16 protein-coding genes and 1 pseudogene are annotated in these 26,403 nt (G+C 58.9%); 10 read left to right on the top strand and 7 right to left on the bottom strand.

Going from position 1 to position 26,403, the window contains the following annotated elements; genetic code table 11:
- Positions 1-167: 167 nt before the first annotated feature.
- The gene (locus tag BM235_RS27680) at positions 168-3,437 is read left to right on the top strand and encodes a PQQ-binding-like beta-propeller repeat protein (protein WP_090117494.1); all 3,270 of its coding nucleotides are present in this window, start codon (positions 168-170) and stop codon (positions 3,435-3,437) included.
- Positions 3,438-3,980: 543 nt separating this feature from the next.
- On the opposite strand, the gene BM235_RS27675 is transcribed toward BM235_RS27680, so the two are convergent.
- From BM235_RS27675 to BM235_RS27670, 3 genes and pseudogenes are all read right to left on the bottom strand, one after another.
- Positions 3,981-4,736 (bottom strand): hypothetical protein, encoded by a 756-nt coding sequence (locus BM235_RS27675; protein ID WP_255374634.1) that lies wholly within the window; start codon positions 4,734-4,736, stop codon positions 3,981-3,983.
- A gap of 21 nt (positions 4,737-4,757) precedes the next feature.
- Positions 4,758-4,928: pseudogene (locus tag BM235_RS33020) on the bottom strand (transposase); the annotation flags it as partial.
- 389 nt (positions 4,929-5,317) lie between these two features.
- Entirely contained in the window at positions 5,318-6,133 is an 816-nt protein-coding gene (locus BM235_RS27670) for a helix-turn-helix domain-containing protein (RefSeq protein ID WP_255374633.1), read from the bottom strand.
- A 182-nt stretch (positions 6,134-6,315) separates the two neighbouring features.
- Here BM235_RS27670 and BM235_RS27665 point away from each other — a divergent pair, with 182 nt between their 5' ends.
- The 9 genes from BM235_RS27665 to BM235_RS27625 all read left to right on the top strand — a co-directional run bounded on the left by BM235_RS27665 (position 6,316) and on the right by BM235_RS27625 (position 22,727).
- A complete protein-coding gene (locus BM235_RS27665) occupies positions 6,316-7,125 on the top strand; it encodes a phytanoyl-CoA dioxygenase family protein (protein WP_090117491.1) in 810 nt (269 codons plus the stop codon).
- Between the two features lie 128 nt (positions 7,126-7,253).
- A complete protein-coding gene (locus tag BM235_RS27660) occupies positions 7,254-8,267 on the top strand; it encodes an SGNH/GDSL hydrolase family protein (RefSeq protein ID WP_090117490.1) in 1,014 nt (337 codons plus the stop codon).
- Positions 8,268-8,528: 261 nt separating this feature from the next.
- Entirely contained in the window at positions 8,529-13,346 is a 4,818-nt protein-coding gene (locus BM235_RS27655) for a sugar-binding protein (RefSeq protein ID WP_158543806.1), read from the top strand.
- Between the two features lie 212 nt (positions 13,347-13,558).
- Complete coding sequence (locus BM235_RS27650) at positions 13,559-15,358, top strand: sensor histidine kinase (RefSeq protein WP_090117488.1); 1,800 nt, start codon at positions 13,559-13,561, stop codon at positions 15,356-15,358.
- A complete protein-coding gene (locus BM235_RS27645) occupies positions 15,339-16,958 on the top strand; it encodes a response regulator (protein ID WP_090117487.1) in 1,620 nt (539 codons plus the stop codon). Before BM235_RS27650 ends, BM235_RS27645 begins: the two co-directional genes overlap by 20 nt.
- Before the next feature lie 101 nt (positions 16,959-17,059).
- Complete coding sequence (locus tag BM235_RS27640) at positions 17,060-18,484, top strand: extracellular solute-binding protein (RefSeq protein WP_158543807.1); 1,425 nt, start codon at positions 17,060-17,062, stop codon at positions 18,482-18,484.
- Positions 18,485-18,557: 73 nt separating this feature from the next.
- A complete protein-coding gene (locus tag BM235_RS27635) occupies positions 18,558-19,433 on the top strand; it encodes a carbohydrate ABC transporter permease (protein WP_090117485.1) in 876 nt (291 codons plus the stop codon).
- A gap of 5 nt (positions 19,434-19,438) precedes the next feature.
- Entirely contained in the window at positions 19,439-20,764 is a 1,326-nt protein-coding gene (locus BM235_RS27630; protein ID WP_090117484.1) for a carbohydrate ABC transporter permease, read from the top strand.
- A gap of 25 nt (positions 20,765-20,789) precedes the next feature.
- On the top strand, positions 20,790-22,727 hold the full coding sequence (locus BM235_RS27625) for an FAD-dependent oxidoreductase (protein WP_090117483.1): 1,938 nt from the start codon (positions 20,790-20,792) through the stop codon (positions 22,725-22,727).
- Positions 22,728-22,848: 121 nt separating this feature from the next.
- Here the strand turns inward: BM235_RS27625 and BM235_RS27620 are convergent, their stop codons facing one another.
- The 4 genes from BM235_RS27620 to BM235_RS27605 are packed head-to-tail and all read right to left on the bottom strand — an operon-like array spanning position 22,849 to position 26,315.
- Entirely contained in the window at positions 22,849-23,694 is an 846-nt protein-coding gene (locus tag BM235_RS27620; protein WP_090117482.1) for an ABC transporter permease subunit, read from the bottom strand.
- Complete coding sequence (locus BM235_RS27615; protein WP_090117481.1) at positions 23,691-24,671, bottom strand: ABC transporter ATP-binding protein; 981 nt, start codon at positions 24,669-24,671, stop codon at positions 23,691-23,693. Before BM235_RS27615 ends, BM235_RS27620 begins: the two co-directional genes overlap by 4 nt.
- Complete coding sequence (locus tag BM235_RS27610) at positions 24,668-25,789, bottom strand: hypothetical protein (protein ID WP_090117480.1); 1,122 nt, start codon at positions 25,787-25,789, stop codon at positions 24,668-24,670. The genes BM235_RS27615 and BM235_RS27610 overlap by 4 nt, the downstream gene beginning before the upstream one ends.
- The gene (locus tag BM235_RS27605) at positions 25,746-26,315 is read right to left on the bottom strand and encodes a sigma-70 family RNA polymerase sigma factor (protein WP_090117479.1); all 570 of its coding nucleotides are present in this window, start codon (positions 26,313-26,315) and stop codon (positions 25,746-25,748) included. The genes BM235_RS27610 and BM235_RS27605 overlap by 44 nt, the downstream gene beginning before the upstream one ends.
- Positions 26,316-26,403: the final 88 nt, after the last annotated feature.

Genomic DNA, 26,403 nt, shown 5'->3' with positions numbered 1-26,403 from the left:
CCGGCGGAAGCCTTGATTCCATTGGGTTCAGGGCTGTTCGCAACGGTCGGCGCGCGAAAAATCGAATAAAATAGAAAACGCTTCCTTTACGGGCCTGCCGCTCTTTCCTATACTCTGGGCTGCAGCAGGGTCGCGAACTCTGCATGCCTGAGGGGAGAGATGCATTTATGCGATGCAGGTTGGCAGTCGCGCTGGCGGTCGTCGTTTTGTGGTCGGGGCTGGCGGGCATCGGCGGCGGAAAAGGATACGCGGAAGAGAGCAGGCTGTCCCAAAAAACGTATGGCAGTCCCGAGGAGTTGCTGCCTCCGCTGAATTACACCGTCTCGATCTTTAACGGCACGGTAGGCGAGGAAGAAGGACGCCCCGTGCTATACACGACCTCCAAAGGCAAGCCCGGCCATCTTAACGTCATCGACCTCGACGACTACAAGCTGCTGAGAAGCATTCCGATCGCGCCGTCGGAAAGCTCCTGGGCGCATACCGTCGCGCCGGACGGTACGGTCTATATCGCCGCGGACGGCAGCGGATCGCGGCTGTGGAGTTACTCGCCGGTCACGCATATTCCGCAGGTCGTCGCGACGTTCAGCGGAGAGTCTTGGCCGATGAGCATCACGACGGACGACCAGGGTCGGGTCTATGTCGGCACGTATCCGGGCGGGAAGGTGTACCGATACGACCCGGAGACCCAGGAGACCAAGGATTACGGTCGCGTCATCGGCAACATCCCGCAAGAATACGTCAGGTCCATCGCTTACCAGGGCGGTAACGTGTACGCGGGCACGGCTCACCGTCAGATCGTCAAGGTAAACCTGGCGACGGGGGAAAAGACCGATATCGCGGCAGCGCTGTCCGTGCCGGCGGGCAAGGACACGGTCTACGACCTCGATACGATCGACGATCGCTACCTGTTCGCCCGATATACGGACGGGACCGGCGTGCCTGGCCCGGGGTATGTGTACGATACCGAGACGCAGTCGTGGCTGGACGTCGTGCTGGACAACGTCACCGGGCTTCACGAGACGGATTCGCTGGACGGCAAAATCTACTTTATGTCCGACAAGCAGCTGAAGACGTTCGATCTGGCGACGCATGAAGTGGAACTGACCGGGATGACCTACGGAAGCGGCCTCCGCGGCGCCGATTGGGTCGAGTTTCCGAACCATCCGGAGCTGCCGGGCAAAAATCTCGTGACCGTGAGATTCGACGGCGGCGTCGCCATCATGAACATCGAGACCAAGCAGGTGCATCTGTATCCGTCGGTCATTCCCGGCACGCCCGGCGTGGTGGATCGGATTCAGTCCGCGCCCGACGGCAAGCTGTTCGTAAGCGGCGTGCAGACGAGCCGCGGCGCGGCGATCGATCCGTCGGATCTGTCCGTCACGTCCTATGCGATGGGACAAGCGGACAGCATCTACCCGCTAGGGGACAAGATGTACTTCGGCGTCTACCCGGAGGGCGCGCTCTACGCATTCGATCGGAACGCCGCGCCGGGAGAGAACAATCCGAAGCGGGTGTTCGAGCTGGGCGATGACCAGGAGCGTCTCGTTAATATGACGGCCGCGGAAGGCAAGCTGTACATCGCGACGATCCCGACGTACGGCACGCTGGGCGGCTCGTTGACCGTCTATGATCCGGCGACCGGCACCGGCACGGTGCATCGGAACGTCGTGCAAAATCAGAGCGTGCTCAGCCTCGCCTATCATAACGGCAAGCTATTCGGCTCGACGACGATCCGCGGCGGTCTGGGCTCCGTGCCGACCGAAACGGAGGCCAAAATTTTCGTGTGGGACGTCGCGGGCGACAAGAAAATAACGGAATTCCCGCTGCGCGTATCCGGTCTCGACCATCCGATCTTCATCGGCGACCTGTCAGAAGGCCCGGACGGCCTCATTTGGGGCGCCTCGAACGAGTATATTTTCGCGCTCGATCCGGACACCTACGAGATCGTCAAAAGCAAAAAAATATATCCGAAGTTAAGCTATTCGGAGTGGGCGCACTTCCAGCTCCGCTGGTCGGCGGACGGACTGCTGTACGTCCTGTTCAATAACAAGCTGACGGTCGTCGATCCAAAGACGCTGGATTACCGTACGATCGCCGACGCCTCCCGGTTCGAGCTGGGCGGCGACGGCGATCTATATATGACGGATGCGGCGACCAATACGATTTTGTATCGCATTCAGGTAGACGGCGAGATCAAGGCGCCGCCGGCGGGCGTCCCGCTCACGGTCGCGAACGCGGGCTTCGAAGAGGCAGGAACCGCCGGAGCGGTCCCGGGATGGAGCCCGATGTTCGCGGTCGGCAGCGGCTATAGCTATGCCGTCGGCGGGGATCGCGCTTTTTCAGGCGCGAAGAGCCTGAATATCAAGGACACGCTGCGGACGGCCTCGGTCGCGCTGCAGAGCGACAAGATTCCGGTCGAACCGGGAAAAGTTTATTCGGCCGGCATGAAAATTTACATCCAATCCGGACAGCCGAGCTTCATGTTCCGCTTCTATAACGCAAGCGACGCCGAGATCGGCACGCTGCAGGTTCATCTCGACGAGAGCCGGCTTCAGCAGTGGCAAGATGTCGTCTTATCGGGCGCCGCGCCTGCCGGCGCTGTCTACGCAAGGCTGATCGCCGTGACGACGCGCTACAATATCGCCGATGCCTACTACGACGATTTTTATGTATCGAAGGCGGATACCGACGCGCCGGTATCGACGGCGAGGGTGTCGCCGGATCCGAATGCACAGGGGTGGATTAACGAGGATGCGGACGTAACCGTCCGGGCGACGGATATAGCCGGGAGCGGCGTCGCGTCCGTCACCTATGCCGTCTACGGAGCGATGAACGGGGAGCCGGTCACGACGGCCGGCGATACGACGACATTTCGCGTAACGGCCGAAGGGAAGACGACGATTACCTACTTCGCGGAGGATCGCGCCTATAACAAAGAATCGCCGCGCACGCTAGACATCCATATCGACAAGACCGCGCCGACAATAACGATGACCGGCGCCGCAAAATTCAGGATCGACCAGCGCGCGACGATCGGCTGCGCGGCTGCCGATTCGCTCTCCGGCATCGCGTCGGACAATTGCGGACAACCGCTCGTAGACTTGCCCGCCTACGAGCTTGCGCCTGGCGCGAACGCCGTGACGGCGAAAGCGTCCGACGTTGCAGGCAACGAGGCATCGGCGGAATTCGGCTACGAGGCGTATGCGGATTATGACAGCCTGTGCGCAATCTCCGACGCGTTCCTGGGCACGAACCAGGGTGTGGCGCTGGCGCTATGCGCCCAGCTCAAGCTGGCGGAACAGGCCGAGGAAAGAGGCGATGAAGCCGCTAAAAGCGGGATTTTGAACGCCTATAATCAATCGGTCGCCGCGCTCGCCGGCAAGAAGCTGACGGCCGAGCAAGCCGGCATATTGCGGAAGTGGGCGAATCAGCTATAAGTTTGGATGAAAAGGCAGCCGGCCGAATAACCGGCTGCTTTTTTGTGCATACGCTTAGCCTTATCCGCGGCGATTCGCCGGCAGTCAGTGCCAGATCTAACGTTGGAAGGCACGAGGCCTTTTGCAATGTTTGAACGATATCCCCTTGCGTCAGGACAGAGACGTTTGAACGATGTCCCCTTGCATCAGGACAGAGACGTTTGAACGATATCCCCTTGCATCAGGACAGAGACGGTTGAACGATATCCCCTTGCATCAGGATAGAGACGGTTGAACGATATCCCCTTGCATCAGGATAGAGACGGTTCTGCTTCATGCCTCAGGGAGCCACGACGGTCAAAGATCTCTTGGCCAGGTGCAAGTTGAATTTCGCGTAAAAACAGTTACAGCGAATATTTGGCATCCTGGACAGTACCGCCGTTTTAACATTGCCTCCGGTTCCGTTTGCTTCGCACCGATCGATTTCGCTTCCGCACGCTATCGTATCCCGCTCAGCAAGGAGCGAGTGCTGAGAAGCCAACTGCCTTATTCGATGCAAGGCATCTAAATGGCTCGCCGCCCCTGTTGTTGCGCCGGGCGCATATAACCCCACTTTAACGGACGAATGCCCGATCTTGGGCCTACCAGACCCCGGTAAGTAATTCTGCTTGTCGTCCCGCAGCATCCGATAAGCTCGGCCAACAACGCGCCGCGGCACGTCAAACGAAAACAGAATTCATTCAGATACGCTTGCAAATGCTTAGGGCCGATCCCGCCGAACGTCCAGGACAGCCATTTCACTGCTTCCCGCCAGGCAAAATGGAGAGGCGACCGTCCACGGTGACCGCGCTCGAGCTTCTTCGCATGTCCTGCGGCAAGCCCGCCGGCGACATGTCTTTGCACAAAACGCTCCGCAGCTTCCTCGCCGTCCGCCAAGCCTCTCCTCGTCGTATCGTTCCCTTCGGGACCGTCGACGGCTTTCATTTTGAGATGGACGAACTGGTCCGACTCATCGAGGGCGGCGCCTACCACGACCGGCTGGGGCTTCAAAGTCTGTTGGGCGTTGGGGCTGCCGAGTTGACGATGGTATTCATAGCCGTAAAATTCGCCGAGCAGCTGCACGGCTCCTTCGAGCGGACGGTCGCGATCCCACTGGCCGATGGCATGGCGAAGCTTTTGATTGATCAGCCAAGCGGTCTTGTATGTCACCTGGATCAGCTCGGCAAGCAGCTTGGCGCTGATGCCGAGCTGCATGAGGTATATCGCATGAAACCACTTCGTCAGCGGCGTGCGCGAGCCGGCAAGCACCGTACCGGCCATGAGGGAGGTCTGATGGCGACAGGAGCGGCATTCGAAAAGCCGCCGACCGCGAGAAGAAACTTCATAGTGATATGGATGCGCGCAACGGGGACAGCGGAAGCCATGCGGCCACTTGGCGGCGAAAAGAGCGCCCTCGCAATCGTCTTCGCTATAGACCGGCAGAGAATCCCGAATTGATATGCGGCTGGGCATAAAGTTACCTCCAATAAGAACGTTTGTTCTTATTATAACAAAAAATGGATGGTTGTAAAGAGAGATTGAAGCTGGGGAGAGGGCGTCAATTAATTCTCATCGATAGAGGGGCGGCGCCGACAGTGTACACGGTATTAAAGCTTGGGAAAACAAATGTGCTCGGTGAAACTTATCATCCGCAAGGCAGGATCCTTACCGAAGGGGATATCGTTAAAACGGCAGGAAGATCGTCGTTCATTGCCGGATGAAGAACGCATGACTCGGAATAGGCGGGTTAGGACTGCTCGGATTCGGACGCTGATCGGTCGTGCGAGGCTCGGCAAATACATGAATCGCAAAAAAAGAGCGGATCGATTCCGCTCTTTTTGCCGTTTTCGCCTCATGAACGTTTAGCCGCCGTCCGGCCGCTCCTGCTTTCTGAATGCGCTTGGATTCGTACCGGCCCATTTGCGGAATTGATTCATGAAGTGATTGTAGTTGTGGAAGCCGACGTCGTAGGCGACCTCCGAGGCGCTGCGGTCCGTATGCTCCAGGAGCAGCGCGGCCTGCCGGATCCGCATCCGGTTGAGCGCGTCGATGACGGACAAACCCGTTTGCGCTTTGAACAAATGCGACAAACGGGAGGGCGACAGACCGATCGCCTTCGACAGCGTCTCGATTTGAACGGGGCTTCGCATATGCTCCGACAAAAAATGCATGGCATCCACGACCCGCGGATCGAGCTTGCGGCTCTGCCCCTTAGCCAGCAGCATTAAAATTTCGCGCAGCGAGTTCAAGCACAGGTCGTGCCAAAACTCGCTTCTTTCTCGCGAATCGGAGAGAACCCTTCGGAAAGCCTCGTATATTCTCGTTTGCACGGAACCGGGCTCCAACGCTAACACGGATAAAGGCTCGGCCGGCAGCAGCTTGTCCCCGATCGACCGGGCGGCAAAATGCGCCCATACGAAGTTCCAGGCATCGCCTTTTGTCGTGCCGTACGTATGAGGAGTGCCGGGACCCAGCAGGACGATATCCCCGCGCGCGCATATTTTCTTTTCGCCGGGAACCGCGAAGTAGCCGCTGCCGTCGAGCGTGTAGGCAATCAGCCAATCCTCCATCCCCTGAGGCCGGCTTGTTGTATAACTGTCGTCCACCTGAAAATGCCCGGCGAGGATGTTGCCCGAGGAAAATCCGCTATATTGAGATGGCTCGTCGTATTTTTCCACAGAATCTCTCTCCTTGCCGCAGTCTTTTATAACAGCATAACGCCTATCGAAGCCCATATCCAGCGGACAGCAGAATCGTGTGAGCGAAAAGCAGGATTGCTACTCCCCGTCTGCGCGCTAAAAAAATATACTGGACCTGCAAGACCGGAAGGCCGCCATAACGATTTCGAGGAGGAGAAGGCATGGCATATGCGCTTAAACGCTTGACCGAGGAGCAAAAAAATAAGTTCGAAAACGAGGGCTTTCTGATCGTAAAAGGGCTATTCGACCCGCAGCAGCTGCAGGAAATCAAGGATACTTTCGAAGCAATCGGGCGCACGGGCGTCCCCGGATATTACGAACCGGACATGACCGCGGGCGCCGACGAACCGCTGAAGCGGTACCCGCGGGTAATGCATCCGCACCGGTTCAACGACACGGCGAAGCGGTATATGCTGCACCGGCCGGTATTAGCCGTATTGGAGGATTTATACGGGGAGCCGCCGCTTGCCGCGCAAAGCATGTTTTACTACAAGCCTCCCGGGGCCAAAGGCCAGGCGCTGCATCAGGATAATTTTTATTTGAAGGTGGAGCCTGGCAATTGCATCGCCGCATGGACCGCGGTCGACGAGGCGAACGAGGAGAACGGCGGCATGCTGGTCGTGCCGAAGACGCAGGATTACGAGATCGTATGTCCCGAGCACGCCGACGCGAAGGAGTCGTTCACGACCCACTTCGTGAAGCCCCCGAAGGATCAAAAGGCGGTGCCCGTCGTCATGGAGCCGGGGGACGTGCTGTTTTTCAACGGGAACCTGATCCACGGATCGTATCGCAACAAGACGAAGGACCGGTTCCGCCGGGCGTTCATCTGCCACTATGCCAACGCTTCCGCTACGCGCATCGGTCAATATTACAGGCCATTGTATCATGCGGACGGAACGGAGGTTGAACTGGCGCTGAACGCCGACGGGGGGCCGTGCGGCGTCGAATTCGAGACGCTCTATCCGCATTGAGAACGTCGGCGGTCTTCATCATCGCGAGCGTGGCTAAAAGGTTACTTTCGCAGGGTTAAATAAGGCTGAAAAGGATGTTATAATGCCATAACATACCAATTCATTGCTTTTACCCCGAGGAGACGAAGATGAGCAAAGGAAACGACTTTTGGAAAAATGCCGCTTATTATCGCAATTTGCTCGCATTGAAGCAAACGGAGCATGGCGTTCTGCCCGTGCGATTTACCGAGCGTCAGCTCGCTCATTTCGGCGACAACGAAGCCTATCGTCTTCGTTCCCATTGTCCGGCCGGCGTCAGTCTCGCTTTGCGGACGGATGCCGAATGGCTGGAGCTGGACGTGATGGTGGAGGGCTCGGTCCGCGATTATGTCCAAGCCATATGCGCGGTTAACGATCGGTGGACGAGTCTGCAGACGATCGAGCCGCTCGGCGCATTGCCCCGTATGGCGACGTTCCGCTTCCTGTTTCCGCCGCCCGGCGCGGCGGGCGAATCGAACAAGGTCGAAGTTTACTTGTCTCAGTTCGCCCGGTTGTCGGTCGCCGATGTCCGCCTGTCGCCCGGCGCATCTGTCGCGCCGGCGGCAGAGAGGACTTCACGCAAGCTGCTAAGCCTTGGAGATTCGATCACGCAAGGCTTCGACAGCCGCAATCCCGCAGGCGCCTATCCTGTCAGGCTGGCAAGGCTGCTTGAGGCGGAGCTGCTCAACCATGGCGTCGGCCAGCACGACTTCGATCCGGCGAGCTTCGATCCCGCGCTGCCGTATGAACCGGATCTGATCACGGTCGCATACGGCTTCAACGATTGGGCGAAAAACAAATCGGCGGAAGAGATCGCCGCCAATGCCGGATCCTTGTTAACCAAGATCGCGACACGCTATGACGGCGTTCCGATCCTCGTCATTACGCCGATCTGGGCGCAGCATCAAGACGAGCGAAAAGCCGCGGGGACGCTTTCCGACGTTCGGCGGACGATTGAAGAATCGAGCGCGAACGTCGGCGCAGGCATAGTCCGCGTTGTCGACGGCGTCGGGCTCGTACCCGGATTGCCTTATCTGTTCGCGGACGGCGTGCACCCGACCGAAGAGGGCTTCGGCCATTACGCCGTCGAACTGCATCGACACGCGAAGCGCTTCTTCGCTTAGCATCGCCGTCACAGCGTAAAAGGAAAAGACCCGCGGCCGACGATGCCGCGGGTCTTCCTTTTGCGCGATCGTATGAATGCCATATTCGGCGCGGCTGATCCCTACGGCCGAATGCCAGGCATCGCGGCAGGAGCGGAGCCGCGGCATCGTTTCTTGACCCGTACAATATTTCATAGCGCTTACATGAGGATATTCATAGGGTGCTTTCCTCCTCGTCATTATACTGAAAATGCGTCTAACCGAATGGGGAGGAAGGTGGGTATGATGAAGAGGAGATCCGTTTTATCATTACTGATGGCATTGATGCTGGTCGTTGCGCTCGTCCCGTCATATGCAAGCGCGGATCCGGTTCCGGGTCCGGTTAGCATCGTGCTGGGAGAGACGAATGCGGAGAACGGGATAACGGCTTGGAGCGGAGACGGCCCGGGAGGAGTCGTTAAAGAGACGGTTCAGGGCAAATCCGGTTCGAGAACCGACCCGGCCGGCGGAGAGAAATATATTTACCTGAATGTGCAGGATGCCTTTATCAATGGCGGAACGAACGCGGTCACGGTCACGTTCGAGTATTACGATAGCGCCGACATCGCGAACAACACCTTCGGATTCTCTTACGATTCCGTATCGAACGCGTGGGATTACAACGTTCCCAAGACGTACTTGACCGGCAGCAACACTTGGAAAACGGTCACTTACTCCTTGAAGGACGCGAACCTCGCGAACCGGGAAAACGGGGCCGACATCCGAATCGACACTTCTGTCCCGATCCTGTTCGGAAGCGTCACCGTGGGGAAGAGCGCGGCAGCTTCCGTAGCGACGGGGGTTCAAGCGGTCCCGGCAAGCGTCAGCCTGCCGATCGGCACGACCAGAACGATCGCCGCAGCCGTGACGGACCAGAACGGGTACCTGATGAACAAGCTAACCGTCAGCTACGCCAGCAGCAATACGTCGGTCGCCACGGTAGACGGCACGGGCAAGATCACGGCCTTGCAAGCGGGAAGCGCCGTGGTCACGGCAAAGAACGGCACCTTAACGACTAGCGTTCCCGTCACCGTGACGCCGTTTACCGGTCCGGCAAGCGTAATCCTGGGCGCTGCCGCTCAGGAAAACGGGTTGACGCCATTTGCCGGGGATACGAACGCCAAGACCGTCCAGACATATAACGGCATCACCGGCTGGCAGACGAATCCGGCTGCCGGCGCGCACTATATCTATTTTAAAGTATCGGACAACTATATTTATGGCGGCAAAAATACGGTCAAGGTGACGGTAGATTACTATGACAGCGCCGTGACCGGCGAGAAGGGCTTCAAGCTGGCCTACGATTCCACGCTGACTCAGTACGCCTATACGGATCTCACCTTGCTGACCGGCAGCAACGCTTGGAAGCAGGCGACATACATCGTCGAGGATGCGCAATTCAGCAACCGTCTGAATAATGGCGCCGACTTCCGGATCGAGACGAGCGTCCCGATCTGCTTCTCCAAGGTGACGGTGGAATTGATCCCTACCGTGTCCATGCGGGGAGCGCAAGTGAAGACGGGCAGCGTCTTTAAGGAGACGGAAGCGTCGACCGTCAACTTGGTATTCGACAATCAATTCGATGCCGGCCGAACGCTGGACGTGACATACAGCCTTCTTGACGATGCCAACGCCGTCGTGGATGACGGCGCGTTCCAGGTCAGTCTCAATCCGGCGCAGAAGGGCTTCGTCAAGCCGCTGAATTTCGGCATTTTAGATAAAGGGACGTACACCGTATCTATAGACGCGGTCAATGCGGACGGCACGATTAAGCTCCACGAAAACATACACATCGGCACGATCGCCGATCTGACGGGCAAGCCCGTTCATTCTTTCCTGGGATTGAACACGCACTTCAGCAAAGCATACGGGGGATCGGACGTCCGGCTGCCGCTTGCCGTGCAGACGGGCGCCGTATCGATTCGCGACGGCTATGTCGCGGGCAATCCGACGACCTACATCGATAACGCGACGGCGAACGGGTTAAGCACGTTCATCGTCACGAACACGGATCCCGTTGCCATCCAGCAGACCGTGACGAGCCTGCAGGGCAAAGTGAACGCCTTTGAGATCGGCAATGAGCTGAGCACGCAATTGACGCCAGCGCAATATTTGTCCATTTTGCAGAATGCCTATACGACGATCAAGGGCTTGAATCCCAACATGAAGGTCGTCGGCGGCGTTACGCTGAACTACGACGAGCCCTGGTTGAAGCAGCTGGTCGACCTTGGCGCCACGCAATACTTGGACGCGATGTCCTTCCATGTGTATCCTTCGCACAATCCCGAGCAAGGGGAGGTTATCGCCGAATTCCAGGATTTGGATGCTTATATCAAAGCTTATCAAACGAGCCACGGACTCTCGAAGGACATCGAATTGTGGCTAACCGAGATCGGCTGGCCGACGATGGATCAGAAGTGGGGCGGGTTCTCGGAGATTGACTCGGCTTCGTATGCGGCGCAATTGTACGTGACCAACCTGGCGAACGATACGCTGATCGACAAAATTTATTGGTACGATTTCCTGAACGACTGTACCGACGGCACTTTCTACGAATGCAGCCAAGGCTTGCTCTACGTCGACAATTCGCCGAAGCCATCGTTCGTCGGATTGAATGCCGCGTCGGATCTGCTGGGCGGCGCCTCCTTCGTTCAAGCCTACAGCCTGGCGGACGGCGACGTTAGAGCGTATAAGTTCCACCGGACGTCCGACAACAAGGATATCGTCGCGCTCTGGTCCAATGCCGACAAGCAGATCGGCTTGCATACGGGAAGCGCCCAGGTTGTGCTGGCGGATCTGTTCGGCAATGCCCGTTCCTTCGATACGATCGGCGGGACGACGACGTTTACGATTTCCGAAGCCCCCGTCTACCTCATCGGGAACTTCGCCTCGGCGCCCGTTCTGGATACGCCGACGTTCTCGGCGAATGCTTCGGTCATAACGGCGGCGCCCGGGGAAGAGGTTCAGATCGCGGTCACCCGGGCAGGCGGGGCCGAAGCGCTCTCCGGCACGTACGAGTCCGTACTGCCTCTCGGCTGGCAGCTGGTCTCGGGCGGCGCCTTCGGCTCGGGATCGGCGGCGGACGTCTTGACCGTCAGAGCCCCGGAGACCGCATCCGACGGCGTCGCGAGGATCTATCCGACCGGTTCGGCAGGTCAGCGGTACGGCAGCCTGACGATTGAAGTCCTCATGAAGGAGGCGGTCGTCGTGCATGCCTCTCCCGTCGTGAACGCAGCGGGCAACGGCTGGAATCTGGCGGTCACAATCGACAACCAGAACTCGCTCGCGACGATGAGCGGAGGCACCGTCACGGTGCTGGAGCCTTCGGATATGGCCGGCACGTTCGCCTTCGGACCGATCGCGCCGAATTCCGCTGCGACCGTCGCGATTCCGGCGCCGTCCCTGAGCAAGGACGATCCGCTCCCCGTCAAGGTACGGGTAGATCGGGACGACGGATTCTCGCAGCTCATCGAGCGGAATATCAGCGCCTTGACGGCGGTGAAGGCGAACCAACCGATTGCGATCGACGGCGTCCTGGGCGGCGCGGAGTGGAGCAACGCTGAATCTTTCTCGCTCGACCAGGCGTCGCAGGTCCGGCTCATGACGGATTGGGGCGGAACCGCGGATCTAAGCGCCGCCGCTTATACGAAGTGGGACGCGGAGCATCTGTACCTGGCCGTTCGGGTGACGGATAATATCCACCTTAACAACAACCCGCCGGGCGATTCCTGGAAAGGCGATTCCATTCAGTTCGCGATCGATCCGGGCCGGTCGATCGACCCGGGCAAGCTGGGCTGGAGCGAAAACAGCATCGCCTTGAATTCGGAGACGAATGCGGTCATGAAAAGAGGCGGCATCGGCGGCAACAACCTGCAGAATTCCGCGGTCGCGGTCCATCGCGAAGGTACCCAGACCGTCTACGAAATGGCGATCGATTGGGCGGATATACTGCCGGCCGGCATGACGCCGTCCGCGGCCAACGCGATCGGATTCTCTTTCCTGGTCAACGATAATGACGGAACCGGCAGACGCGGTTGGATGGAATACATGAGCGGGATCGGCCTTAGCAAAAATCCGGAGCTATTCGGGGATTTGATCTTGACGGACCGGACGCATATCGGTGAGGATATCTCGGAGCCGACGTCGATCGCGGTCGACCCGGCAGCCGTCTCCTTGCCTGTCGGGGACGCGGCTTCCGTAACGGCTGCGGTTTATGACCAGAATAACGCAGTCATGCACGGCGTTCAGATCGCCTGGTCGAGCAGCGATCCGGCGGTAGCCGCCGTCGATGCGACAGGGACGATCACGGCTCTATCCGCGGGCACGTCAATCGTGCAAGCCGCTTATGGAGGCTTGACCGCGAGCGTGGCGGTGACGGTTCAAGCCGTCAACCTGATCTCCGACACGTTCGGCGGCAGCGACGGGAGCGCGATCGCCGGACGATCGCCGAACGCGGCCAACCTTCCCGGAGGAACGTGGTCGCTGCTCAACTTCCCTTCGAACGGCAATTTCTCCGCCTTCGTGAAGACCGGGCTCGGCGCTCCCGCGCCGCAAGCGCAGTTGAACGCGGCCGGGAACGCCAAGGGCGCGATCGCCATTCCGCTCGGCAGCGCAGGCACCTACGTCAAGCCGGCGCGCCTGCGCATCGAAGCGGATCTCTCGTTCCCGGTTAAAGCCTACGAGCACGTGGGACTCGGATTCTACGCCACGCTTCCTTCCCAGAGCGCCGGAGATACCGTGGAGACTTCTTTTACGGGCCTCAGCATCGACAACCGGACGGGAGCGATCGCGCTGAAGGTGAACGGCCAGTCCGTCGGATCCGCGATCCCGTATACCGGCACTTGGGACCCGGAGAGCGGCTTCCTCCATCTCGCCTACACGGTGAACACCGCAAGCGGCGCGATCTCCGACATCAGTGTCACGGGCAGTACGAGCGATTACAGCTTCACGACGGCCGGATTCACGGATAGCGCGACGGCTTACGCGGCTGCCGTGATCGGGTCCACTTTCCAGCGGGATCACCGGGTTTATCTGGATAACTTCAAGGTCAGCGGGGTCTAAAATAAAGCGGACAGCGGCGGTGCAGGGGGGAGATCCCTGCGCCGCCGTTTGGCGTTCCCGTTAAAATATTCATAGCGAGGAAGTGTAGATATTCCATTCTCGCTTTTTTCTCGACGCTATACAATTACGCTGAATCTAGATCGGGGAGGACTCCTCTTGCAGGAATCAAAAGAAAGATAACGAAAAGTAGAGAAAAATGTCTGCTGGGGGCGATGGCGATACTCGCATTGATCCAATCGATGATGAAGCGGATGACGAACGTATTCGCCTACGTCTCGCGCTCCCTTTACCGCAAGATGCTGCTCGCATCTTTCGCCACCATTACCATTACGGTAACGACGCTCGGCCTGTATTCATACGCCCATACTTCCTCCGACATCAAGCAGCGCGAGATCCAGAACATGGAGATGTTCAGCTCGCAGTCGGCCGCCAATCTGGAGACGCAGATGGCGAACATCAGGAGCACGGCATGGAATTACTTCTCGGATCCGAGATTCCAAAGCTTCGTGCAGACGTTAGGCTCCGATCCGGCAGCGTACGGCGAGTTTTCCGGCAGCTTCAGCCAATTCGTGACGGACCATGCCGCGGTTGAATTTATCGTGGTCACGCAGCTCGGCGGCAATCGTTTGATCAAAGGCAACCTCAACAATACCGACGTGCCCGACTTCGAGGATTTGAAGGAAGTGGCGATCGCAAACGACGGCAGAGGCGTCTGGGTGCCGTCGATCGCATTCGACAGCCGCACGGGGCAGGAAGCGAGCACGCTCACGTTCGTGCAGGCGGTAAAGAAGATCAGCGCGCTCTCCAAATTTCCCATCATCGGCGTCCTGATGATCCAGCTGTCCTATGAGCATCTGAATCAATGGCTCGCGGCGCTCGGAGAGACGGAAGGCGTGGATTTTCTATTGGCGGATTCCAAGACGGAGACGATCCGCATATCCGCCGACCTCTCGCTGCTGGGCAAGCCGCTTGAACGCCATAGAGGCTCGGACATGCTCTACGTCTCCCAGCCCTTGGCGAATACGTCATGGGTTCTGGTCGGCATCGTCGACGTGCGCACCCTGCTCAAGAAGGTGAACGGTTTGGCGCGGGATACGATTTTTATCGGGCTGGCCTGCTTAATGGGCGCCATGCTGCTCGCAAGCGTTTTGTCTTCGCGGATCCTCACTCCGCTCAAGGAGCTCAAAAAGGGCATTCTGGCCGTCGAGAAGGGCGATTACGATATAACGCTTCCTATTCGGTCCAAAGATGAGACCGGTTACATCATCCACAGGTTTAACCATATGGCCGAGGAGATCAAGGCGCTGATTCTGAAAGTATACGAGACCGATCTGGTCCGCAAAGAGGCGGAAATCAAGTCGCTTCAATCCCAGATCAATCCTCATTTCCTATACAACACTTTAGGCATTATCGATAGTCTCGCGACGCTGCACGAGGACGACCGCATCAGCCTGATCAGCCGCTCGCTGGCGAAGATGTTCCGCTACAACATCGGCGCGGACCGGATGTCCACGATGCAGATGGAGCTGCGGCAGATCGAACTGTATCTGTATATCCAGCAGCAGCGCTACGGGAACCGGTTTAAATACGCCATCGAAGTGGAGGAAGCGTTGTACGGCATCCCGATCCCGAAGCTGCTGTTCCAGCCTCTGGTCGAGAACTGCTTCGTGCACGCCTTCGACGGCATGTCCGCCCAGAGCGAGCTGCGCATCCGGGGCTGGAGCCGGTCCGATCGGCAGATTTACGTCTCGATATGGAACAACGGTCCGCCGATCGAGGCGGCGCGGTTGGCGGAGCTGAATGCGCTGCTGGGCAAAGATATCCAACAGCGCCGCGACTCGAATCCTCCCTCGTCCATCGGTCTCATGAACGTGCAGCACCGCATCAAGCTGCTGTACGGCCACGATTACGGGCTTACGATAACCAGCGAGCGGGAGCAAGGAACGGAAGTCGTGATCGTGCTAAGGAAGCTCGGAGAGGAGGAGCGGCCGGATGAAGGTACTCCTTATTGAAGACGAGCCTCTGCTGCGGCAAGGTCTCGTTCGGATCGTCGAACGGATGGGGCTGCCGATCGAGGAGATCGGCGAAGCCGCGGACGGACGCGAAGGCTTGCGCCGTCTGGCGGAGCTCCGGCCGGACATCGTCGTCACGGATATTCGGATGCCGGAGATGAACGGTCTCGATTTTATCCGGGAGGCCAAGAAGCTGGACGAGAAGCTGGAATTTATCCTGGTCAGCGGGTATGAGGAATTCGAATTCGCCAAGCGAGGCATTCAATACGGCGTCGCCGACTACCTGCTGAAGCCGGTCGATCCCGACGAGCTTCGCGGCTGCCTGATGCGCATCATGGCGAAGATCGAACAGGACCGCCGGCATTCGTCTCTGGGCGAAGAGCTTCGGCAGCTTCAGCAAAAAAGCGAGGAGACCTCGCGCGAACGGCTGTTGACCAAGCTGATTCAGCAGGGGGGCGAGAGCGTCGCCGTCGAGCAGGACGAGAAGCTGGCTGCCATGAGCGTCTCCTGCCGCGAATTCGCTGTGGTCCTGATCGAAGTCGCGCTGCCCGGGTTGCCCTATCGCTCCTTCCTTCAAGGAGACGAAGCGCTGCTTCGATTCGCGATCTCGAACGTCATCTCGCAGATGCTCGAATCCGCGGAGCGCGAGGGGACGCTGTTCCGTCATTCGATTTACGACAAAGAGCTCGTCTATGTGCTCGGAGACGGCAATTCCATCGAACCCGCCGCCATGAAGCGGGAGCTTGAAGAAGCGCTGACGGGCATTAACCGCTATCTGAAGCTCGAGGCGACCATCGGCTTCGGCATGCCGGTGCGCAGCGTCCGCCAGATCCATCAATCCTATCAGCAGGCGAAGCAAGCGCTGCGCGATCGCATCCTTCATGGACGCAATCAAGTTTACGCCATGACTCCGGCGCCGGGAGGCAAAGGGAACGAGCGCTCGGTTCTTGCGGAAGAGGACGAGAGATTCGTGTTCCGCCTGTTGAACGACGGCGGCGCGGAGGCGCTGACCAAGTGGCTCGGTCGTCGCGTCGAGGCGCTCGTTCAATACGAATCATCCAGCTTTAATCAACTGGAGAGCTTCTGCATCGACCTTCATCTTCTCTTCCGCAAGTATCTGCTCCTACAGACGAGCATTCCGGAATGGATCATCGGCGAGGTCGACGATATGCTGAACTGGCTCCACGCGGCGGAGGACTGGACGGAGATCGCGGCCAAGCTCACGGACATGGCGAGCAATATGATCGAGCACTTGCACAGGATGCGGCATTCGTCGAATCCCGATCTGATGGACGAGATCAAGCTTTATATAGACGCTAACCTGCACGAGCCGATCAGCCTGCAGACGATCGCGGATCGCTTCTATATTCACCCGAACTACTTTTCCAGACGGTTTAAAGAGCGGTTCAAGGGCAGCTTCGTCAGCTATATGACCGACGAACGCATTCGCAAGGCCGAACAACTCTTGAAGAAGACGGAACTGCAGATTCAAGAGATCGCCGTCATGGTCGGCTTCCCCGACGCGGCATACTTCAGCAGCGTATTCCGGAAGTCGACGGGGACGACGCCGGTTCAGTATCGCTCGAAAGCCGAGCGGTGAGATTTTCATAGAAGTGTGGTTAATTATTTCTATTCAGTAAAATGTTGTAACCTCTTATGATGAAGATGCAAGCCAAACACAGGCCACGGGAGGTTTATAGAATGAAGTTTTACAGGGGTTCCAAACAAAAAGGGGCTGCGCTGCTAACGATGTCGTTAGCCTTCGGCATGCTGGCGGCATGCGGTTCCGATAACGGGAACGATCCGGCGGCCGCGACGACGGCGCAGCCGAGCGGCAGCGCCCCGGCTGCGACAAATTCGGCGGCGCCATCGGAAGAGGCGGCGATCGTCGAGATCAAGGTCTGGGATAAACCGGCGCCGGATGCCTCGAATAAAGCGGTCACCGAAGAGCTGCAGGCCAAATTCGACGAAGCGCATCCGAACATCAAAGTCATTCACGAGGACGAGACGCAGACGTCCGAGAAATTTTTGGCGGCGGTTGCGGGCGGCGAGCAGCCGGAGGTGTTCCGGCCTTCCTTCCCGAAGATGCAAGAATACGTTCAAGCGGGGATCGTAGCGGACATTACGGATTTGGTCAACGCCTCTCCGGACAAGGACCGGTTTATCGACGGCGCCTTTAATATGGCCACCCGGGACGGCAAAATCTACGGCGTGCCCTTTTCGATGTATTCGACGGGCGTTTATTACAACAAGAAGCTGTTCGCGAACGCCGGCATCACGAACCTGCCGACCACTTGGGACGAATTCGCGGCGACGGCCAAGACCGTGCAGGAAAAAAATCCGGGTACGGTGGGCTTCGATATTCTCGGGATGGACTGGGGCGACTGGCACTTCGAATATTACGTCTGGCAGGCAGGCGGAGATTTGACGGAGCTGCAGCCGGACGGAACCGTCAAGCTTGCCTTCACTTCGGAAGCGACCGTCGAAGCCCTGCAGTATTACAAGGATCTGAAGTGGAAGCATCAAGTCGTCCAGAGCAACGTTCTCCAGTCTTACGAAGAGAATAACAAAGATTTCTACAGCGGCAAATCGGCGATGATCCTCGGCGCTTCCGACGCCTACAACACCTTCGTCAGCCAAGGGATGGATCCCGCCGAGATCGGCTTCATGCCTTACCCGGTCGGTCCCGCGGGCGTAGGCCCGTCCCAGGTGGGCGGCAGCTTCTGGGCCATCAGCCCGTCGGCGTCGCCGGAGAAGCGGCAAGCGGCTTTCGAATATATCATGTTCATGTCGTCCAAAGAAACGATCGAGACCCGACTGCAGTTCAATAAAGACAACGGACTCGGCGTCAATCCGTTCACCGTCGTCAAGGACGTGGACCCGACGAATTATATCGAAGGAATGCCGGCCGATTTCTTAAGCGCCATCCGCAAGGCGGCCGAGACGCAGCAGCTGGAATACTACTTGAAGTCGAGTCTGAGTCCTTATGTCGTAAAGCCGATCCAGAAGATTCTGCTCGATAAGAACGCGGATCCGCTGACGGAATTGAAGGCGGCCGAGCAACTGGCGCAGAAGGAAGTTATCGACAAGTACAATAAGGATATCCTGAGCAAATCCAGCAAATAAGGACGGATTGTTAAAATGTCGGGGTTTCCATCATGGAGATCCCGGCATTTATTCTTTTGCAGGCGGTGAATAGATGAAGCTCGAATCCAGAATCCGTATTCGGTGGACGCCGGTCTTGTTTCTGCTGCCGTCCGTTATCGTCTTCGTCGTGTTTAAATATTATCTGATCTTCTCGGCCGTTTATATCAGTCTATTTAACTACGATATCGTGAATCCGCCAGGCAGGTTCGCAGGGTTGGAAAACTACTTCGTCTTTTTGAAGACTTCGACGTTCTGGCTCGCGTTAAAGAACACCTTTATCATCTTCCTGTTGTCCGTCGCGCTGACGTTCTGGGTGCCGATCGTGCAGGCGCTCTTCCTGAGCGAAATCCGCAGGGCGAACGCGGTGTACCGGGTGCTGTATCAAATTCCGAGCATCCTGCCGGTCGTGGCCGGCGCGCTGCTGTGGAAGTGGATGTACAACCCCGACAGCGGGCTGTTCAATTACTTGCTCGGCAAGATCGGACTCGGCCCCTACGGCTGGCTCAACGACATCGCCATGACCAAGTTCGCGATCGTCTTGCCGGGATTTTTCGCCAGCGGCGGCATCGGCGTGCTGCTCTACTACGCCGCGATCAAGTCGATCCCTTCGGAATTGTTCGAATCAGCCAAGATCGACGGCTGCGGTCCGTGGCGCCGCATTCTGTTCCTCGTGCTGCCTAACATCCGGTTCGTCATCCTGATTCAATTCATCTCGTTCATGTCCGGGGCGCTGCTCGCCTTCGACAATATTTTCATCCTGACGAAAGGCGGTCCCGCGGACGCTTCGTTGGTCGTGTCCTTGCTCATCCAGCGCTCCGCCTTCGAACAGTCCAATTTCGGCATGTCGGCGGCCCTCTCGTTTTTCATGTTTCTAGTCATCGCCGCGCTGACGGTCATCCAATTCAAGCTGCAGAGGGAGGAGGACTGAACGGCATGAAGCCTAACCGCATCGCAGAGAAAGGCGAGAAGGGACTTAAAATAACCGCCTACGCCGTGACGATCTTCTTCCTCGTGTGCGGTACGCTGCCGCTCGTGTGGCTGTTCCTCACTTCCATCATGGACAACGAATCGATTCAATCCCCTACGCCCAAGTTTATACCGGACGTGCCTCACACCCTTACCGTCACGATCGATTATACGGGCGTTGACAGCGAGGAGGCGGACTTCTACAAGAAAGACGCGATGGAGGCGACCTGGTTCCCGTGGGCGGCATTGATCCGCAGCAACCTCGGCGAGATTACCGTCAAGGGGACGAAAGACGGCAAGCAGCTGTTCCGGGCGAAGACCACGTCGGCGCAATTTTATGTAGGCCAGATGTCCGTCGTGCCTACCCGGATCGTCAACGACCAGGTCATGAAGCTGAAGCTTCCGATCATCGCGGACAGGAAGCTGAGCGATTTCGCATGGTACGGGACGGCATCCAAGCCGGCCAAGGCCGTTGCAAGCTCCTCAAGCCATGAGGTGGCGAAGCGCTATCTCGACTTTTTCGCGGACCATGACGTGCTAGCGGGGAAAATAACGGGCATCGAGCATTCCCGCAACGCGATGAGGCTGTTCGACAGCTTCGCAAGCTTGCAGCGGATGGCGTCGGGAAATTCGGGAGAGCTTGGGTTCTACCGCTACTTTATCAACAGCGGCATCGTCACGTTCACCGTCATCCTCTGGCAGCTGATCTTCGCAGGTCTAGGCAGCTATGCCTTGTCCCAGCTCATTCGGAGCAACCGTCTGAAGTTTTCGCTGCTGATGTTCTTCCTGGCGACCATCATGATTCCCGGGGTATCGACCCTGATTCCGCAATATATCCTGATCAAAAACTTGCACTTAAGCGACACCCTATGGGCCATCATCCTGCCGCATTTTGCCTGGGGCTTCGTGATTTTCCTGTTCAAGGGCTTCTTCGATCAGCTGCCCAAGGAACTGCTGCAGGCGGCGCGGATCGACGGCGCGACGGAATTCAGAACGTTCTTGCGAATCGTCATCCCGATGTCGATCCCGGTTTTCACGATCGTGGGGGTCATGACCTTCCTGCCCGTCTGGAATGAGTTCATGTGGCCTTATATCGTCACGAAGTCGCCGGAAAACTGGACGTTCCCGGTCGCGATGAACGACATGCAGCAGACGACCAACCGGAACACCATCGTGCGGCCCAACTGGATCAGCGCAAGCGGCGTTCTCTCGCTGATTCCGCTGCTGCTCTTGTTCATATCCACGCAGCGTTTCGTAGAAAAAGGAATTAATTTTACGGGAATTAAAGGCTAATCGCCGATAAAGGAGCAGAGGTCAAATGAACAGCTTTGACGTTGTCATCTACGGAGCGACGCCGGGCGGCATCGGCGCGGCGCTCGGCGCGGCAAGACAGGGCCGCAAGACCTTGCTCCTGGAGCCGACGGATCATCTGGGCGGCATGCTGACGAGCGGATTAGGCAGAACCGACATTCTCTCCCGCGAGGCTTGCGGCGCCGTTTTCCGCGAATTCGCCGACCGCGTGCACGCCTATTACCGCGAGCGGTACGGGGATGATTCCGAGCAAGTTAGGGACTGCAATAAAGGGCTGTTCTTCGAGCCGTCGGTCGCGATGCGCATCCTGCTGGAGATGACCGGCAAGGAAAATTCCCTTACGATCCGAATGCGCGCGGAGCTGAAGGAGACTCGCTTAAAAGGCCGGCGATTGACGGGCATTCGCGTACAAACGGTTGCAGGGGAGTGGGAGATCGAGGGCAGCGCGTTCATTGACGGGACTTACGAAGGCGACCTGGCGAAGATGGCGGGCGTTCCGTACCGGCTGGGCCGCGAACCTCGGGACGTATGGAACGAGGAATACGCCGGCAAGCTTTATATGAACTTCGACGAGCCCAAGGAAGTTTATCCCGGCAGCACCGGCGAAGGGGACGAGCGGATACAAGCATATAATTTCCGATTGTGCCTGACCCGGAACCCGGACAATTTCATTGAGATTGCCAGGCCTCCGATCTATGATCGCGAGAGCTATGCCTCGCTCGCAGCCGATGTTGCCGACGGACGCGTCAAGTCTATACGCGACGTGCTCAATATGCTGTCCGTGCCGAACGGGAAGACAGACTGCAACAATCACCATTTTTGCCTGTGCTCGACCGATCTCCCGGAGGAGAATACGGCTTATCCCGACGGCGATCGCGAGACGAGGGAGCGGTTCGTCGAACGTCAGAAGCACTACATTCAAGGACTGCTTTGGTTTGTTCAGCACGATGAGGAACTCCCGGAGGCGTTCCGCAAGGATGCGCTAAGCTATGGCTACGCGGCGGACGAATTTATCGAATACGATTATTTTCCGCCCCAACTTTACGTTCGCGAGGCCAGACGGATATGGGGCGAATATACGTTTACGGAAAACGATGCGAGACTGGCTCCGGGACTGGAACGCGCGCCGATTCAGTTCGACAGCATCGCGATCGGGGATTATCCCATCGATTCTCATGCCGTGAAAAAGCGAGAGCCGCAAGGCCGAAATAAAGCGCTGGAGGGGTTCCTCGGTCTCAATTGGCTGGCGGAGGCATATCAAATTCCGTACGGCGTCATCGTGCCGCAAGCCATCGACGGGTTGCTTGTGCCGGTCGCCGTATCGGCGACGCACATGGGATTCGGGACGATTCGGATGGAGCCGTGCTGGATGCAGCTCGGCTTTGCGGCAGGCATCGCGGCCGACCTTGCGATCGCGCTGGGCGCAGACTTGCGCCACGTACCGATCGATGTCCTGCAGACCGCCTTGCTTGACGGTGAGCAGCGAATTACCTACTTTGAAGACGTTGCCTGGGATCATCCTGCGAGACAAGCGGCGGAATACTTCGGAACAAGGGGGTTCTTCTCATCTTATACTGCCGGATTGGACGATCCGATGCCGCTATCCGAAGCCGCCAAGCTTATCGCGTGGATGCGTACGTTACCCGGATGCCGAGCCTTGCCCGTGCTCCCGGCGACGGACCGCCTGCTTCCGGTCGGCATCGATATGGGGCCAAGGCTGCCCATGAACGAAACGAGCCCAGGGGATTATTGGCGCGAGCATCGCGTACTGACGGGGACGATGGCGGCCCGGTGGATCGGAGTCGCATCGGGCGCGCTCGGCATCTCCGACTCTGCCGGTGAATGGGTTGATCGTGGAATTTCTAAGGAATCCCGCATCACGAGAGGCGCGTTTATGCGCTGCTTATATAAGCTCATCCGCGAGGTGCAAGCCGGGCATAAGTGAGCGTGCCCGCGCTTACGGCTCGACTGAAGCCCATTAAAGAAGACATCCTCTCTTTAAGCGGGGCGGATGTCTTCTTTAGATCGGATCTGCGACGCGGTTCGAAATCGGCGAAGGTCCCGGCTCACAGATCCTTCCGACTGAATGCCCGGCACCCCAGCAGGAGCAGAACCGCCGCATAAGCGACCGTATAGAGGAGGAAGGCATTCGAGGGAACGGTCGGGATGGAGAAGGGACCCAAATAGGTGCTCGTCAGTCCGGCCCAGTCCGACCCGCCCAAGAGCTCGTATAGACTTCTCCGGTAGACCGAGTCCGTCGGTACGATCAGCCCGGTCAGCAGCGTGAATTTTTCCATGCCGAGCAGTGTTCCCCCTTCGCTCGATATCCCTTCGATGAGACCGCTGAAGAGCGCGAGCCCGTAGAGCAGCGCGGAGCAAATGCCGTTGCCCAGCATCGGCAAATAGACGGAGCCCAGCATGGACAGCGCGAGGAGCAAGAGCGGCATCCAGATAAACAAGGCGAATCCCCGCAGCAGGTCGCCCGCGAACAGGTGGAGGCCGGTGACGCCGTGGACGATCCACACCATGGCGACGAACAGAACCGCGCTGTAGGCGGCGATCCAGACGGCATGTCCCAGCCACTTGGCCAGGTAGAGCTTCCAGCGGGGGAGCGGGCGGGCGGCGACGGCGAGCAGCAGGCCGTTCTCTTGCTCTCCGGTGACGGTCCCCATCGAAGAGAAAAGCACGAAAAAGGACGCCAAAAATTGCGCGAAAAAAAGCCCGAGGATCATGAAAATCATACTGTCCATCAGCTGCTTGGCGGCATGGTTCGGCTCCTGCTCGTTCAAGCCGGCCACTTCCCTGAGCCCGAAGCCGAACAGAATCAGAAAGAGCGCCGTGAGAACAAGCGTGACCAGGAACACCCGCTTGCGCGTCAACTCTTTGAAGGTGGCCGAAATGTACATCGTCATTGCGCGTCGCCTCCTTGACGGGAAGCTGCCATCCGGATGAACCAATCCTCGAGGCTGTTGGGCTCGGGACCGGATTCGTACAGCGTCAGTCCGATTTGGATGAACAGCGCGCAAAGATAGCCTGCCTGCTCCCGGTCGGCTACGCGCGCGGACAAGACGGCGTTGCCGTTCGTATCGGCTTCGACGAGCCGCAGCGGGGAGACCGAGGGTCCCCCTAACGATTCTCCAAGCGCCGCCAGCGAGTCGGGCAGCCAACCGCCAACTTGGAATCTCCAGTCGACGCCGCCGTCGCCGGCACCGCCGAGAAGCTCGCGCAGCGGACCCGAAGCCAGCAGCTCGCCGCCGTAGAGGAAGGCCGCTTGGTCGCATAGCGCCTCTACGTCCTCCAGCAGATGCGTGTTGAGAAATACCGTCACGCCCTTGGCCCGAAGCCGCTTCAGCAGAATCCGGATCTCGTGCCGGCCGACCGGATCGAGGGCCGAAGCGGGTTCGTCCAGGATCACCAGCTCGGGATCGAGGAGCAGCGCCGCCGCAAGTCCCAGTCGTTGCTGCATGCCCTTGGAGAATCCGCCGACCCGCCGGTGCGCGGCATCCGCCAAGCCGACCAGCTCCAGCGTATCCCGGACCCGGCCGCGGAAGGCGGTCGAGCGCGTATCCCGCGGTCGCAGCCCGCCCAGCTGGCCATGGAAGCGGAGTACCTCCGTCGGCGTGAGCCACTCCTGAAAGCGAAACAGCTCGGGCAAATACCCGAGCTTGCGCCGCGCCTCCGGCCGGCCGAGCGGCTGCCCCAGCATGACGGCCCGCCCCGAATCGGGGCGGTGAAGGCCGGCGAGCATTTTAACGAAGGTGCTCTTGCCGGCGCCGTTCGGTCCCAGCAGGCCGAAGATGCAGCCCTCCGGCACCTGCAAGGTAACGCCGCGGCATCCGCCGCGGCCTTCGTACGTTTTGGTCAGGTCCGCCGTATCGATCATCATCATGGCCGGACAAGCGCCTCGGCAGCGCGCCGGAAGTCGGTCGGCGCCTTGAAATCGTCCGTTTCGGCGCTCAGCAAGCTCATGCGATCTCCGTCGAGCCACAGCAGAAAACGCCTGGCGTCGCCTTCGGTCATGACCGCCTCGTTTCCGTTCAGCCGCAAGCTCTCGGTCGCGCCTTCGCGCACCGGAACCGGCAGCGTACTTTGCCAGTCGCCGATGGCGGCCAGCTTGGTGCGCAGGCTATCGGGCAGCACCGGCAGACCCAAGATCGCCTCCCGGACGACGGCTGCGTCGATGCCGCCTTCGACCGTCAGTTCAGGCTTGCCGAACTGAAGCAGCCGAGCCTGCTTGCCTGCCAAAGCGCCCTCCATGGAGACGCCGTCCGGAATGCGGAGGGTGATCGCTTTGCCGTCAGCGGCTGCCGGCAGGGTGGTGTCGCTGCCCAATCGGGTCAGCAGGCGATTGACGGCTTTGACGTTCAGCCGGAACGTCAGCACGGTGGCCGGCTGATAGGAAGGCGCGGCCGGGCTGTCCAGCCGGATCAGCGGTCCGCCCATCCGGGTTTCCGCTTCTTCCCAGGCCACGGTGCGCGACTCGCCGCCGCCCGATTGGGTCAACGTGCCGTACTGGGCCAGGTCGAAGCTTTGATCCCCGTCGGGCGAGCCGCGTTCGAGCAGGCTCGAGATAGAAGCCATGTCGTTCTCCGAAATCCCGACGCCAACCATATGCTGGATGCGGAAGGTGTCCAGCATCGCGGCCATCGTCCGGTCTCCGAGCGGGGTTGCGAAGAGGCCGACGGCCACCGCAGCCGCCGCGACGCCGGCGGACAGCCTCCGCAGCCTGCGCTTCGCCGGCTTTTCGGTCCGCCAGCCGCCTCTTGCGCTATTTAATGTGTTCCCGCCGGCCGTTTGGCCAGCCGCGGCTTCCAGCGTCGTTTGCGCCGCGCCGATTGCGTTCGTCCGCTTCATATCGATCGCCCCGTCCTTTTGATGATGTGCATCTTCAGCCTGCCGCCAGAACGCCGGAACCGGTTCTTCCGCCGTCGCCCGCGCGAACCGCGTCCAAGCCCGCTCGGGATCAAAGTCCGGTCTCTCGCCGTTCCGTTTGTCCTCGTGATTCATCGCTGGAATCCTCCTCCTGACCGTATTTCTTCTTCAATCGTTCTTCCGCCCGGGCCAGCAGCGTGCCGACGATCTTCGGATTAACCCCGAGCCGCTGGGCGATCTCCTCATAGCTGTATCCTTCTTCCCGCAGCAGCAGGGCGGTCCGGTCCCGGTCCGAGAGCTTGAGCAGCACCCGGCGGACGACATCGATCTCCCATTCCCGGATGACCTCCGACTCTCCCGAAGGGGCGGCGCCTTCCGACCACGCCGCCACGCGAGCGGTCTCTTTTTCCAACAACGCCCTGCCCGACGCGCGCTGTCTCAAATAATCGTAGCCTAACCGGGTCAGCACCCGGTGCAGCCAGGCGCCGCAGGCTTCCAATCGTTCGGGCGGCTGACGGTAGAGTCTGAGGAACGCTTCCTGGGCGAGATCCTCCGCTACCGCGCGATCGCCGGTCAAAGCGTACAGCTTCCGCGCCACGCCGGGGTAGTGCTCCCGGAACAAGCGCTGGAATAGCTCGGGTACTTGCGCGCCTTCTTCCATGCCGCAGCCGTGCCCCCTTTCGATAGATAAGACGGATGCCGGTTCGTTTTTGTAGCAGGGCATCCAATCGATTTTCCGACCCGCTATT

Origin of the sequence: Cohnella sp. OV330 (assembly GCF_900112065.1) — a bacterium.
Lineage (GTDB): Bacteria > Bacillota > Bacilli > Paenibacillales > Paenibacillaceae > Cohnella.
The sequence above is the reverse complement of the archived record's forward strand: the minus strand, read 5'-3'. Positions and strand labels throughout refer to the sequence as shown.

What these genes read in the sequence shown, in the direction of transcription:
- BM235_RS27655 (WP_158543806.1), top strand. Translation starts at nt 8,529, where the DNA reads ATGATGAAGAGGAGATCCGTTTTATCATTACTGATGGCATTGATGCTG.
- BM235_RS27615 (WP_090117481.1), bottom strand. Translation starts at nt 24,671, where the DNA reads ATGATGATGATCGATACGGCGGACCTGACCAAAACGTACGAAGGCCGC.
- BM235_RS27605 (WP_090117479.1), bottom strand. Translation starts at nt 26,315, where the DNA reads ATGGAAGAAGGCGCGCAAGTACCCGAGCTATTCCAGCGCTTGTTCCGG.
- BM235_RS27665 (WP_090117491.1), top strand. Translation starts at nt 6,316, where the DNA reads ATGGCATATGCGCTTAAACGCTTGACCGAGGAGCAAAAAAATAAGTTC.
- BM235_RS27675 (WP_255374634.1), bottom strand. Translation starts at nt 4,736, where the DNA reads ATGGCCGGTACGGTGCTTGCCGGCTCGCGCACGCCGCTGACGAAGTGG.
- BM235_RS27620 (WP_090117482.1), bottom strand. Translation starts at nt 23,694, where the DNA reads ATGACGATGTACATTTCGGCCACCTTCAAAGAGTTGACGCGCAAGCGG.
- BM235_RS27625 (WP_090117483.1), top strand. Translation starts at nt 20,790, where the DNA reads ATGAACAGCTTTGACGTTGTCATCTACGGAGCGACGCCGGGCGGCATC.
- BM235_RS27635 (WP_090117485.1), top strand. Translation starts at nt 18,558, where the DNA reads ATGAAGCTCGAATCCAGAATCCGTATTCGGTGGACGCCGGTCTTGTTT.
- BM235_RS27645 (WP_090117487.1), top strand. Translation starts at nt 15,339, where the DNA reads ATGAAGGTACTCCTTATTGAAGACGAGCCTCTGCTGCGGCAAGGTCTC.
- BM235_RS27680 (WP_090117494.1), top strand. Translation starts at nt 168, where the DNA reads ATGCGATGCAGGTTGGCAGTCGCGCTGGCGGTCGTCGTTTTGTGGTCG.
- BM235_RS27610 (WP_090117480.1), bottom strand. Translation starts at nt 25,789, where the DNA reads ATGAATCACGAGGACAAACGGAACGGCGAGAGACCGGACTTTGATCCC.
- BM235_RS27650 (WP_090117488.1), top strand. Translation starts at nt 13,559, where the DNA reads ATGGCGATACTCGCATTGATCCAATCGATGATGAAGCGGATGACGAAC.
- BM235_RS27660 (WP_090117490.1), top strand. Translation starts at nt 7,254, where the DNA reads ATGAGCAAAGGAAACGACTTTTGGAAAAATGCCGCTTATTATCGCAAT.
- BM235_RS27630 (WP_090117484.1), top strand. Translation starts at nt 19,439, where the DNA reads ATGAAGCCTAACCGCATCGCAGAGAAAGGCGAGAAGGGACTTAAAATA.
- BM235_RS27640 (WP_158543807.1), top strand. Translation starts at nt 17,060, where the DNA reads ATGAAGTTTTACAGGGGTTCCAAACAAAAAGGGGCTGCGCTGCTAACG.